The organism is Saccharospirillum sp. MSK14-1, assembly GCF_003054965.1.
Lineage (GTDB): Bacteria > Pseudomonadota > Gammaproteobacteria > Pseudomonadales > Natronospirillaceae > Saccharospirillum.
In genome coordinates this window covers 1,469,152-1,482,272 of sequence record NZ_MIES01000033.1, presented here as the reverse complement: position 1 = coordinate 1,482,272, position 13,121 = coordinate 1,469,152, and the positions used below count along the sequence as shown (strand labels likewise).

Annotated in this window: 10 protein-coding genes; 5 read left to right on the top strand and 5 right to left on the bottom strand. The window is 54.8% G+C overall.

Going from position 1 to position 13,121, the window contains the following annotated elements; genetic code table 11:
• The first annotated feature begins 65 nt into the window (after window positions 1–65).
• Window positions 66–1,661: an alkyl hydroperoxide reductase subunit F gene (ahpF, locus tag BGP77_RS15960; RefSeq protein ID WP_108165699.1), complete on the top strand. Its 1,596-nt coding sequence runs from the start codon at window positions 66–68 to the stop codon at window positions 1,659–1,661.
• A gap of 100 nt (window positions 1,662–1,761) precedes the next feature.
• On the opposite strand, the gene fabB is transcribed toward ahpF, so the two are convergent.
• Window positions 1,762–2,979, bottom strand: a complete 1,218-nt coding sequence (gene fabB, locus BGP77_RS15955) for a beta-ketoacyl-ACP synthase I (protein ID WP_108165698.1) — start codon at window positions 2,977–2,979, stop codon at window positions 1,762–1,764.
• Window positions 2,980–2,982: 3 nt separating this feature from the next.
• Window positions 2,983–3,504, bottom strand: a complete 522-nt coding sequence (fabA, locus tag BGP77_RS15950; protein WP_108165697.1) for a bifunctional 3-hydroxydecanoyl-ACP dehydratase/trans-2-decenoyl-ACP isomerase — start codon at window positions 3,502–3,504, stop codon at window positions 2,983–2,985.
• Between the two features lie 439 nt (window positions 3,505–3,943).
• Here fabA and BGP77_RS15945 point away from each other — a divergent pair, with 439 nt between their 5' ends.
• Window positions 3,944–4,690: a hypothetical protein gene (locus BGP77_RS15945; protein WP_108165696.1), complete on the top strand. Its 747-nt coding sequence runs from the start codon at window positions 3,944–3,946 to the stop codon at window positions 4,688–4,690.
• Between the two features lie 191 nt (window positions 4,691–4,881).
• Window positions 4,882–5,523 carry a hypothetical protein gene (locus BGP77_RS15940; protein ID WP_146171272.1) on the top strand — a complete coding sequence of 214 codons (642 nt, stop codon included), beginning with the start codon at window positions 4,882–4,884 and terminating at the stop codon, window positions 5,521–5,523.
• Window positions 5,524–5,597: 74 nt separating this feature from the next.
• Here BGP77_RS15940 and BGP77_RS15935 read toward each other — a convergent pair whose 3' ends face one another.
• The 3 genes from BGP77_RS15935 to BGP77_RS15925 all read right to left on the bottom strand — a co-directional run bounded on the left by BGP77_RS15935 (window position 5,598) and on the right by BGP77_RS15925 (window position 10,462).
• Window positions 5,598–7,289 (bottom strand): FecR domain-containing protein, encoded by a 1,692-nt coding sequence (locus BGP77_RS15935; RefSeq protein ID WP_108165694.1) that lies wholly within the window; start codon window positions 7,287–7,289, stop codon window positions 5,598–5,600.
• Between the two features lie 72 nt (window positions 7,290–7,361).
• On the bottom strand, window positions 7,362–9,035 hold the full coding sequence (locus BGP77_RS15930; protein WP_108165693.1) for a FecR domain-containing protein: 1,674 nt from the start codon (window positions 9,033–9,035) through the stop codon (window positions 7,362–7,364).
• Between the two features lie 11 nt (window positions 9,036–9,046).
• Window positions 9,047–10,462 carry a tetratricopeptide repeat protein gene (locus BGP77_RS15925; protein ID WP_108165692.1) on the bottom strand — a complete coding sequence of 472 codons (1,416 nt, stop codon included), beginning with the start codon at window positions 10,460–10,462 and terminating at the stop codon, window positions 9,047–9,049.
• Window positions 10,463–10,737: 275 nt separating this feature from the next.
• On the opposite strand from BGP77_RS15925, the gene BGP77_RS15920 reads away from it, so the two are divergent.
• Window positions 10,738–12,393 carry a tetratricopeptide repeat-containing response regulator gene (locus BGP77_RS15920; RefSeq protein ID WP_108165691.1) on the top strand — a complete coding sequence of 552 codons (1,656 nt, stop codon included), beginning with the start codon at window positions 10,738–10,740 and terminating at the stop codon, window positions 12,391–12,393.
• An 11-nt stretch (window positions 12,394–12,404) separates the two neighbouring features.
• Entirely contained in the window at window positions 12,405–13,097 is a 693-nt protein-coding gene (locus BGP77_RS15915; RefSeq protein WP_158269408.1) for a sensor histidine kinase KdpD, read from the top strand.
• The last annotated feature ends 24 nt before the right edge of the window (window positions 13,098–13,121 follow it).

Genomic DNA, 13,121 nt, shown 5'->3' with positions numbered 1-13,121 from the left:
TAAATTCCGCAGTCTGGCTTGATGCCTTCAAGCGAGACTGGTTTGGACACACGAAGGACAAACCGATGTTGGATGCCAATCTTAAACAGCAACTGGACACCTATTTGCAAAATATTGTCACGCCCATCGAGGTCAGTGTGTCCAGTGATGATTCCGCCAAAGGTCGTGAACTGAGCGAACTGGCGAACGAAATCATCGAACTGAGTGACAAAATCAGCCAGGGTTCATACCAAGGTTCGCGTACCCCAAGCATGTCGATTGCACCGGTCGGTGAAACACCGCGCGTCAGCTTTGCCGGCGTGCCAATGGGCCACGAATTTACGTCCCTGGTGCTGGCGTTACTGCAGGCCGGTGGTCACCCATCAAAAGCCGACCAGACCCTGCAGGATCAGATCAAAGCGATTCCCGGTCCGCTGCACTTTGAAACCTATATTTCGCTGTCGTGCCAGAACTGCCCGGACGTGGTTCAGGCACTGAACCTGATGGCGAAACTGAACCCGAACATTACCCACGAAATGATCGACGGTGGTGTGTTCCAGGACGAAGTCGAAGCCAAAGAAATCATGGCCGTGCCGTCGGTTTACCTGAACGGTGAACACTTTGGCCAAGGCCGGATGTCACTGGAAGATATTGTTGCGCGCGTTGATACCGGCGCTGCCGAACAGCAGGTGGAAGCCCTGAACCAGCGCGAACAATACGATGTGCTCGTTGTCGGTGGTGGACCGGCCGGTGCCGCCGCTGCTATTTATGCGGCGCGTAAAGGCATTCGTACTGGCTTGGTGGCCGAGCGGTTTGGTGGTCAGGTCATGGACACCGTGGGCATCGAAAACTTTATCTCTGTGCCTTATACCGAAGGCCCGAAACTGTCGGCCAATCTGGAACAGCACGTTAAAGAATACGGCGTTGATCTGATTATTGGTCAACGCGCGGCTGAATTAACACGCGATGGCGTGGTTAAGCTGGGCCTGGAAAGTGGTGCGGCCTTGAGTTCACGCTCGGTTATTCTGGCCCCCGGTGCGCGCTGGCGGAAAATCGGTGTGCCCGGCGAAGCCGAATACACCAACAAGGGCGTGGCCTATTGCCCGCACTGCGATGGTCCTTTCTACAAAGGCAAGCGCGTTGCGGTGATCGGTGGCGGTAACTCCGGCATCGAAGCAGCCATCGACCTGGCCGGTATTGTTGAGCACGTCACCGTGCTGGAATTTGCCGACACCCTGCGTGCCGACGAAGTGCTGCAACGCAAAGCCAAGTCGCTGCCCAATGTCGATATTCTGACCAACGCTCAGACCACCGAAATTGCCGGTAACGGCAAGGCGGTCACCGCTTTGAATTACACCGATCGTGCGACCGGCGAAGCCAAGTCGATTGAACTGGCCGGTGTCTTTGTGCAGATCGGTCTGGTGCCCAACACCGAATGGTTGCAAGACAGCGATGTTGAGCTGAACCGCATGGGCGAGATGGTGATCGACAGTCGCGGTGCGACCTCTGTGCCAGGCGTTTATGCCGCCGGTGATGCCACGACCGTGCCGTACAAACAGATCGTCATTTCCATGGGCGCCGGTGCGACGGCTGCGCTGGGTGCTTTTGACTATCTGATTCGTGAATCGGCGCCGGTGACCGACGGTGCAGCAGAAAAAGCAGAATCTGAAGCGGTGGCCTAAGCCGTTTCCACTGAAGGTTGTGCAGACACAAAAAAGGGCCCGGATGGGCCCTTTTTTTTATGGCGTTGAGCGTTGTTCGCTCACGTCTTTTTTCGAAGCATCAGCCTTCGTAACGCTGCATCACCAAGGTGGCGTTGGTGCCGCCGAAGCCGAAGCTGTTCGACATGATGCGGTTCAGCTTCACGCCTTCGCGCAGCTCGGTCACCACATTGGCGTCGCCGGCTTCCGGGTCGAGGTTGTCGACGTTGGCGCTGGCGGCAATGAAGTCGCCTTCCATCATCAACAGGCTGTAAATGGCTTCCTGTACGCCCGCGGCGCCCAGGCTGTGGCCAGACAGCGACTTGGTGGAAGCAACCGGCGGCATTTGTTCACCGAACACTGTGCTGACCGCTTTCAGTTCAGTCACATCACCGGCCGGTGTGGAGGTGCCGTGGGCGTTGATGTAATCGATGCTGCCTTCAACGTTTTGCATCGCCATTTGCATGCACCGCACCGCGCCTTCACCGCTCGGCGCTACCATGTTGTAGCCGTCGCTGGTGGCGCCGTAACCGACGATTTCCGCGTAGATTTTCGCGCCGCGTGCTTTGGCGTGTTCCAACTCTTCCAGAACCAGCATGCCGCCGCCACCGGCGATGACAAAGCCATCACGGTCGGCGTCGTAAGCACGGCTGGCGCGCTCTGGTGTCTCGTTGTACTGAGTCGACAGAGCGCCCATGGCGTCGAACAGGCTGCTCATGGTCCAGTGCTCAGCTTCGGCACCGCCGGCAAACATCACGTCTTGCTTACCAAGCTGGATCAGCTCCATGGCGTTGCCAATGCAATGCGCGCTGGTGGAGCAGGCTGAGGAAATGGAGTAGTTCACGCCTTTGATCTGAAACGGCGTTGCCAGGCAGGCAGACACGGTAGAACCCATGGTCTGGGTAACACGATAGGGGCCAACACGCTTGAGGCCTTTTTCGCGCAGAATGTCGGCTGCTTCGGTCTGGCTGCCGGAATCGGCGCCACCGGAACCGGCAACGATGCCGGTGCGGATGTTCGAGACCTGATCTTCGGTCAAACCCGCATCGGCAATGGCTTGCTGCATGGAGACGTAAGCAAAGCCGGCCGCATCGCCCATAAAACGGATCGATTTGCGGTCGATGTGTTCCGACAGATCAATCTCCGGCGTACCGGAAACGTGGCTGCGCATGCCCATGTCGGCATAGGTCTGGTTAAAGCGAATGCCAGAACGACCGGCACGCAGATTGGCGGCAACGGTGGTGGCATCGTTGCCCAGGCAGGAAACAATGCCCAGGCCAGTCACTACAACGCGTTTCATCGATTAGCCTCCCATCTGTTCAGGTTTGAACAGACCGACTTTCAAGTCTTTGGCGAAGTAGATGGGTTTGCCATCGCACTCGACCACACCATCGGCAATGCCCATGACCAGGCGCGATTCCATCACGCGCTTAATGTTCAGTTTGTAGGTCACGAGCTTGGCATCGGGCTCGATCTGGCCTTTGAACGCCAGCTCGCCGACGCCCAGTGCCCGGCCGCGGCCTTCGTTGCCGCGCCAGCCCAGGAAGAAACCAACCAGCTGCCACATGGCGTCGAGGCCCAGGCAGCCAGGCATGACCGGGTCACCTGGGAAGTGGCACTGGAAGAACCAGAGGTCCGGATTGATATCCAGTTCAGCAATGATTTCGCCTTTGCCGTTCTCGCCACCGGTATCGGTGATCAAACGGATGCGATCCATCATCAGCATGTTGTCGACGGGCAATTGAGCGTTGCCCGGGCCGAACATGCGCCCATAGCCGCACTCGATAAGGTCCGCTTTGTCGAATGAATTGGGGCGATCTGTCATAAAAGTCGGGTTCTCTGTCGTCAAGTAAGAGGAATAGTGGCACGCACGATAGCTGAAAGGGTGGGGTGATTCCATGCCGTGGGGGAAAAAGTGAGTCAAGATTATAGGGGGTTAAGGCAAAAAGGAGCGTGGGTCAGTCGCCCATTCCGGTGCGGCTTTCTATCGTTTGAAGCCAGGTTTGAAGATTGGCTGAATTCGTTTGAATCGGAAAAGCACGGGTGGGCGCCGGATTCAGAGCGGTTCTGGGTCCCTGGGTTCGTTTCCGGTCAAAAAACAAACAATCCATCGCCAGTGGGTTTGAGGGGTGCTAATTGATTCACACTGCTGAGTAAAATCCCGCTAACCTCAGCCTGCTTTTCTGGACAGTGTTCGACAGCCTTCCTAGAGATGGGTGTCCGCAATGGACGTACCCAATCAATGACACAGGGAGTGTTGAATCATGATGAATAAGTGGTTGTGCATTATTACAACGTTAATGTTTTTGGCGGGATGTAATTCGGAAGACGGTGGTAAGCCGTTGCTGTCTTTTGATGTCAGTGGGCACTGGCAGGTATCGATCGACACCGGCGATGAGTTTGAGCCATTGCAGACCATCGTTGTTGATCCAGAAGGGCGTTTTATGGGAACGGACGGTGAAAACACTCTGGTCGGCCGGGATGCTGATTCATTAAAGCTGGATGGCAAAGGTGTTAGCGGTTCTGGTGTAGTTTGCAATGAAGACGGAGATGAGCCGCTGGGTTTCTCCTGCAATGAAGTGTCGTTTAACTTAGTAATAGAAGATGACGATCATCTGGTAGGCAGTGCGACGTTCGTAGTAGAACCAACCAGTATCAGTGTTGATGTGAAGCTGGAGCGCCTGAAAGAACTGGATGTCGATATTGATGATCCAGAGTTGTATGGGAGTTGGGAGTCAGTCAATGGAACCGGCACAACGCTGCAGGTTAATTCCGATCTGACCTTTACGGCGGAACATGCGAATGGCGATGGTGCCGAAGGTCAGTATTCAAAAGAGAGTGCCAATATTTACAGCGTTGAAGGCGCAGCGTCCTATGACGGTACTGAAGTAGCTATTACCGGGCTGGGTTTTTTTGATGCTGATGGGCAGCTGACTATTGGGGTTAGCGCTGAATTAGATGGCAATGTATTTGCCACTGGGGATTTGTACCAGAGCATTAAATTTGAGTAATCCATAGGATCGAAAAGGCCCATGTTTGAAAAAGCATGGGCTTTTTTGTGTTTGCAGGGCAGGCAAATGCTACGGGAATGCAAGCCGATTGAAGGGGTAGGGTAAAAGGTTGATTCTCCGTTCGGTGTTTAAAGTTGCTATGGCCTATGATGGCGGCTGGTGGTTGGCGCTTTTGGGTTGTGGCTGTGGGTATGCGTTGTCGGGTCGTTGGGGTGAGTGCGTTGGTGTTGGTCGGCTGTGCCTCTGTGGTTCAGGCCGAATCGGGTTTTTCCAACCGTTTTTATCTGCGTTATCAGGATTTCAACGACGCCAATGCTGACCAGGTGTATGAGCAGCTGATATACAATGGCCGGCCGGAATTGCAGCCGGTTTTTGACGACTTGCAAAGTACTTTCTTGGTGGGCGGCGTTGACCTCACCTACAAATCCGGTTTGTGGAAAGGCTTTATCGGTTGGGAAGTTTCGTCCTTTGATGTCGACTTTCACTATGACAGTGACCCCGCCTCTGACGACTTCTACCTGGCGTCGTTTGAGGTAAATAACCTATACGTCGGGGCGGGTTACGACCGCCCTTTGTATGCTGGCCCGGTGTGGTTTGGCATTGCGGCTCACTACAATTGGCCTGCGGTTGAAAACAGCTATCAGGAGTTCGATGTCAATCCTTCGGCCTATTGGTCGCTGAGTGTGACACTCAGTCTGGTTGGCAAGAGTGAGGTGGGTAATTGGGCGACGTATATCGGATCAACCCAGGGCAAGCGCATCGCGGGTCGGGATTTCCCGGTGGCCGACGGTGTAGAGCTTGGGTTGGAAGTGCCCTGGGTTTGGGTTGATTGATGGTTTGGTTGTAGGGTTAGAAAAAAATGCCGGCTAGATAGCCGGCATTTTTTAAATGTATCTTCAACAATTATTTAGAAATTTGGTTCTTGCCCGTTGAATTCTTCGAGAGTGAAAACTCCATATACTTCTTCATCATTGGATTCGCTTGTTGTCTCCGCAGTAAAGCCGCCAACGAATTGCATCTCTCCAGATTGGCCAGTGAATACACCACTCACGTTACCGTCGAGTTTAAGTTGATCGATAATACTTTCATCACTGTTGTCGTAGTGAGTGAGCTGGCTAGGGCTTGTTACGTCAGCGTTAAGAGTACTACCAGTTACTTGCCCAGAGAAACCAATATCCCACTCTGAAAAGCTGAGCTCATCTGATGTACTCAAGTATATATTCCCATCGGCAGCTAAAGTGCCAAGATCTACGGTTAAGTTTGCAAACGACGAATCTAAATTGAGGTTTGTCTGCATATTGGAAAGTGAATTAGAGAAGGTCATGACACCCTCGCCACTCAAAGCAGCCGTTGTAGGTTCGACTTCGATATAAAAAAACGGTTGGTCAACTCCACCGGAATTAAAGCCTGTATTATTGCCTGCATCGACAACTCCTACTACACCCCCATCAGAACTCCACTCTTGCCAGTTAAAAAAAGTGTCGCCTTGGTTTTCAAGAAAACTATTTTCGTCAGGTCGGAGAATGAAATTGGGTGGGTCGTAGAGGTTGTTGCTTAGATCTTGACCATCGTATGCAATATAAAACGAAGATGGAGGTTGTTGTTCGTTAAATATCGTACCAGTGGTCACTAAAATAGGACCATTCTCCGAAATTGGTTGTCCATTGCTGCCGGTATCGGATGGTGCAAATACGACGATTCCCGTAGTGATGTCACCGCTGTTTAACACAGCTCGCTCAGCGTCCGTCAACACCACACTCTTTTCTTGCAGCTCGATAAAGGCGTCTTCCAAGTCGGATAGATTAAAGTCGCCGGTGTCGAAATCATTGTTGGTATCGGCGCTGGTGATGACGCCGGTATCCGGGTCGTCGGTGGGGCCTTCGGCGCTGTCGTTGGTGAGATCGCCGTCGCCGTTATCGGCGTCGGTGCCACCGTCTTCATCGTTGCTGTCGTCTTCGTCGCCGTCTTCATCCGAGCCGGTTTCTGGGGTGTTTGGCACGTTCAGATTGGCTGGCGGGTTCAGCAGGCCTTGCGGCAAGTTACCGGCCTGTACCTGAGCGAAGACGAAGTCGCTGTCGAGACCGAGGTTTAAGGAACCCTGATCGTTAGTCAGGACGATGCCGCCTTCGTACACACCCACGGTTAACGTTTCCGATTGGAAGACTGCTTCGTAATGCGTGCCGCGAATACCGATGCTGGCATTCGGCGTGCGCACCTGATAAGCGTCGCGTTCGGACTTGCCAAAGCTGCCGCTGATGGTGCGGAAGCCGCCGCCGAGCAGGTCCATCAGTACGCGTTCGCTCTGGGTGTCGGTGGCGCCGTGGTATTCGCTGATGCGCAATTGCGAATCGGCGCGCAGGGCGAGAATGGCATTGTCTTCAAAGCGCAGTTGCAGTCGGCCATCGGCGCCGGTCACCAGGGTATCGCCTTCAAAAATATCGGAACGGCGCTGTAACGCGCGGCGCTGATCTTGTGCATCAACGGCAAACACGTCGCCGGCTGCAATAACCACTTTGCCCGCGGCGGCCCAACTGTTGAGCGGCACCAGAACGGTCAGTAAAACCAGTAGAAGGGGTGTGCTGAATGTGCGTGTTTTCATGGTGCGTCCTGCTAAATCCGTAAGTGGATAAGTACTGCCCTGATCGTGGTTCTTCCTTGAAAAAAAACGGTCTTAGTTTTCGGGTGGCGATGGATCGGTTTCATCCATTACAAATACGCCGTAGGCTTCTTGCGTTGAATCGCTGGTAGCACTAAAACCACCGGCGAACTGCAAATTGTTGCTGCCTCCGGTGAAGATCCCCGTGACGCTGCCATTTAACGATGTGCCTTCTACATCGCTGTTATAGAGCGAAGCCTGTAAGGCGGCGCCATTGATGTTGCCGTTGAAGTTTAGATTCCAGTCGCCGTCATTCGTACCCAGAAAATTCAGACTGCCGTCGGCACTTAAATCATTGAAGTTAACGTCCATGCTGCCACTCACCGTGCTATTGGTCAGATCGCCCATACCATTCACCGCGTAGCACCCTGAGCAAAGCTCAAAGGAACTGGTGCCGGAAAGCTTTGCGGTGGTGGGTTCTGCCTGGATAAAAAAGAACGATTCGCTGGTAACGCCGGCATTAAAGTCAGAGGTGTCACCGGCTTCAATGTCATAGGTGTCGTCGCCGTCTTCATTCCAGTGTTCCCAATGTACCTGCGCTGATAAATCGCTGCCGTTACCGCTATCGACGCCGGCTGTTCCCGCAAGGCCGTCGGTGCGTATGACCAGGTTGGGCAGGTAAAAGTTATCGTCGAGTTCCTGACCGGTCTGGGTGTCGTAGGCGACAAAGAAACTGCCGATATTGGTACCGCCGGTTTGGCCGCTGTGAACCACCATGGGCACGGCGTTCGGTGTTGGGTCGATACCACCGTTGGTGGGCGCAAATACCATGATGCCGGTTACCTTGCCGTCGCTTTTCAGGGCGTTTATTTCACTGCTCGATAATTCAACGACGCTGTCCGGGTCTTGCAGATCGACCTGATCTTCAATGCCATCTTCCACGGCGCTGAAGTCGAAATCGTCGTCGCTGATTTCATCGGCGTCGGGAATGGGCAGGGTGGTGTTGTCCGGATCGTTGCTCGGTGCCTGGCTGTCGTCGTTGTTGAGGTCGGAAATATCGTTGTCCGGTGCGTTGCCAGAATCGGACTCGTTGTCGTCATCGCTGGCTTCGTCGTTCTCGCCACCAGCATCAGACTGCGGTGTGCTCGGCACGTTCAGATTGGCCGGTGGGTTCAGCAAGCCTTGGGGCAGGTTGCCGGTTTGCACCTGAGCGTAGAGGAAGTCGCTGTCCAGACCGAGATCGAGGGTGCCGAATTCGTTGGTGACCGAGATGCCGCCTTCATACACACCCACGGTCAGCGTTTCCGATTGAAATACTGCTTCATAGTGCGTGCCACGAATGCCGATGCTGGCCGTGGGCGTGCGCACCTGGTACGCATCGCGGTCGGATTTACCAAAGCTACCGCTGATGGTGCGAAAGCCGCCCGCCAATAAGTCCATCAACACCCGTTCGCCTTGGCCGCCGATGGCACCGTGGTATTCGCTGATGCGCAGTTGCGAGTTGGCACGCAGGGCGAGGATGGCGTTGTCTTCAAAGCGCAATTGCAGGGCGCTGTCAGCGCCGGTAATCAGGATGTCGCCTTCAAACACATCGGAGCGGCGTTGCAGCAGACGGCGTTGGTCCTGGGCGTTGACGGCAAATACATCGCCGGTGGCAATCACCACCTTGCCCGCCGCAGCCCACAGTGGGGCTGGCATTAACAGCGCCAGCACCAGCGCGATGCGGTGGAAGGAAGACAATACGTTCATTACTGCGACTCCTAGAACGTCAGCGTTACCGACTGGTTGATCACCAGCCGATCACGATCATAGGCGTTAATGTTGGATATCAGCCATTCCAGGCGTCCGCCCGTCCGGGTCTGTAACCAGGGCTTGGCTTGCCAGCTCAGACCCAGATCGGCGGTGATCAGTTGGTCTTTGCGGATTTTGGTCTGGTTGCTGCTGCTGTTCTCTAAAAACAGCAGGTCGTCGTCTTGATAGGTGCGAATGTCGTGGCGGAAGGCGAAATCGCTGGTCAGGTTACGCGGCCATTGCCAGCCGAGGCTGTAGCGATTACTGAAGCCGTTCCATTCCAAATGGCCGTCGCTGTTGCCGCCCCGGCGAAAACGCACGAACTGAGAATCGAAGCGGTGACGGCGATTGTTTGAGGCGGAGGTCAGCAAAATACCGACGGCGTCGGTGCTGCTATCGGCGGCGCTGTCACTTTGTGCAAAGCCCATGTTCAACTGAGCGGCCAGACCGCCTTCCCATTGGCTACCCAACGGCGTCGTTGCCTGACCACTTAAAGCGGCAGAAAACTGATAGGCCTCACCACCGACCAGGGTTTGACTGAGGTTGGCCGAGGCCTGAGCCCGCGATTTGCGCGGCAAAGCCTGCTGGATGCGGTATTGGCCGGTAAGGCGCGTTTGGTTGAACGCTTCGTTGTCGCTCGGGTAGCGGGTACTTTGGCCCAGCAGGCCGAACACATGGCCGGTCTTCAGGCTGGTCGGTTGTACTAAGCGGGCGCCGAATCGATATTGGGTATAGACGCTGTCGACGGCCAATGATTCCTCGCTCAGATCCGTCAGCCCCAGAAGGTTAGGGTCGAGCTGGCCGTCGACGTTGCCACCGCCATTGATGTTGGTGTCGTAACCGGCTTCAAAACCAGCAAACAGATTGAACTGACGGTCGCGGGCGCGTTCGATGGCCGTAATGCGATCGAGAAACGCCTGAATATTGGCTTGCACTTGCGGCGGCGGGTTGGTGGCCAGCACCCGATTAAACTCGGTACGACTGCGCACCAGGTTGTTGTTGGCATAGTAAGCCCGGGCCAGATCGAGCCGGGCGCGGTGTTGTTCGGGCTGCAGAATCAGCACGCGTTCCAGGGCGAATATGGCTTCGCGGGTTTCGCCATCGTGCAGCAGTAACTGGGCGTAGTAGAAATCGAAGCGCGGTGTACCTTCAAAACGCTCCAGCAGTTCTGGCGCCATGATTCGGGCGGGCTCCCACTGGTCGGCACGAATCATGCTGATAAATTCTTCGAGCACGGGGCCGTTAACATCTTGATCGAGTGATACGACCGGGCCGTTGTTAGTCGACGATTCGGCCGTCACCGACAACGGAAACGAAAGCGCGGAAGCGAGTGCGAATGCAGAGAAGAAGCCAGTCCAGCGGCGGGAGCGAGAAGAAAAATCCATTGATACTTCGTCCGTGGCAAATGATCCCGTCCTCAATTGCAGCGTCAAATGGACGATAACTGCAATAATCGGGCTGGGAACTACTTAAGTTGTGCGTTGGTTGCTATGCTTAGGTGCAGTTTGCCTATCAGTTCGCAAAGTAACCTTATTTGGTGCGGTCAACCACGCGGTTAGAGCTTTATCTGACCGTGAATTGTCCACTTTGTGATCAGTTTAACAGTGCGGCCTATTAATTGGTATGCCGGCCACGCTGGTGCAGTAATAAAGGAGCCCTAATGGGTTTGGACTTATCAGATTCGCTCAATAAGCACGTCTTGTTGGTCGACGACTTTGCCAACGTGCGTAAGTCGATCAAAAGCATGATTACTTCCATTGGGCTTCGAAATGTTTTTGAAGCAGCACACGGTAATGAGGCCACCCGCATTGTTCGGGAGCAGAAGCTCGATATCGTGATGTGCGACTACAACCTGGAAAAGGGTAAAAACGGGTCTCAGCTGCTGGAAGAGTGGCGTAAGCGCGGCTGGCTGTCGCATGAAACCATCTTCGTCATGATCACCGCCGAAACCTCGCGTGACCGGGTGATGGGCACCCTGGAATTCCAACCGGACGATTACCTGGCCAAGCCCTTTGCCATGGATACGCTCAAACAGCGTCTGGTGCGTTGGATGGACCGGCAAGAAGAACTGCGGCCGGTCAATGCCGCTTTGGATAAAGGCAATTGGGCCGAAGTGGCCAAGATGTGCCGCGATCTGATCAAGAGCAAGAGCCGGTATCGCTCCTGGGCACAGCGCAAATACCATCAGGCGTTGCTGAAGCTGGATCGGTTGGAAGACGCCACCAAATTCCTCGGCATTGTGCTCAAAGAACGCGAATACCCCTGGGCGCGCCTGGAAGTTCACCGCATTCAGGTAGCCCGTAAGGAATTGCCAAAGGCGGAAAAAGGCCTGCGCAACCTGATCAACAAAGAACCCAATCTGATCGACGCCTACGATTTGCTGGCTCAGGTGCAGAACATGCTGAAGCAACCCGAGCACGTTCAGCATACACTGGAGCAGGCATTGGAGCGCTCGCCGTTGAGCATTCCGCGTCAGCGCAGTCTGGCCAAGGTAGCGACCGGTAATGGGGATCTGGCCACGGCCACCCGCGCATATAAAGAGGTGGTCAATCTGTGCGAAGGCACCATGCACGACGCACCGGATGTCTATAAAGATGCCTTGAGGGCCACCCGGACGCGGATGGCGCTGGAAACCAACGAAGCGCAGCGTCGCCGGTTACGTCTTGATGCGATGACGTACCTAAAGAAGTTAATGAAGAATTTCCCCGACGATACCGATGCCGATCTGGTATCGCGCGCTTATCGTTCCTTCCTGAACGATCCGCAGGATACGCGGGCCCGCGCCGATGGCTTTATTAAAGAGTTGGCGCAAAAGGCGTCTCGCAAGATGGAAGAGCTGTCTCAGGACAGCGCCGTCGATATTGCGGAAATCATCTACGAAAAAGGCGAGAACGAACTGGCGGACGAGCTGATCGACAAGCTGCGTGATTACCACCGTTCGTCCAAGGCTTTCCTGGAGCGTTTGAATCAGGTTCAGACCGAGCCGACAACCACGGCCGAGTCGCGCGAAAAAGCGCATCACATGAACATTCAGGGTATCGAGCACTACAAGAAGAAGCGCTATACCGAGGCAGTGGGTCAGTTCGAGGAAGCCCTGGAGCTGTCGCCGCGTCACCCGGGCATTATTCTTAACCTGGTGCAGTCGAGCCTGTTGGAAGTGGGCACCGGTTCGCCGACCAAGCAGCGACTCGATCAGTGCGTGGAGTTGGTCAAGCGACTAAGCTACCTGCCACGCGATCACTATCAGTACGATCGCTACCTGACCATTCGCTCCAAACTCAACGATCTGACCGATGGCGCAGTCATCGCTCAATGACGAGGCAGTCGATGAATAAGCTGGAACTCGACATGAACACCATCATGGCGTCGACCGTTCATGATGTGAAAAATGCTCTGAGTCTGATAGATGACCAGATCCGCGACGTGATGGCTGAGGTTGAACAGGCGAGCCCGGAAGGCGCGGCGTATTTGAATCGTATTCGTCTGGAAACCGGTCGTATTAATAACGACCTGGTGCACATGCTGGGTTTGTACCGCATGCACCACAACACCTTTCATCCGAGCTTCGACGATGTGCCGGTGGAAGAGGTGGTGCAGGATGCCAGTTCCCGTTACACCGAAAGCCTCGCGGCGCTGGGCATCGAGCTGAACATCGAGATGGAGGACCGCGATTGCGTTTGGTACATGGATCCGGCGCTGATCGAAAGTGTGCTGGCGAATATTCTGACCAACTGCATCCGTTACACCAAAGACCGCGTGGACGTACAGGTAGCGGAACGCGACGGTGGTTTGTCGATTCGGGTGATCGATAACGGTGAAGGCTACCCGGAGAAGATGCTCAATTTTATGGGCACCGAAGACGAGCAGGGTGACGTCAACTTTCAGACCGGCAGCACCGGCCTGGGATTGTTCTTCTGTTATCAGATTGCCAGCTTGCACCGTAACGGTAAGCAACACGGTACCATCAAGCTGTCGAATGATGACCAGGGCGGCGCCAGCTTTGAGCTGTGGTTGCCCTGAATAACGGGTGTCGTGGTTCGGGCA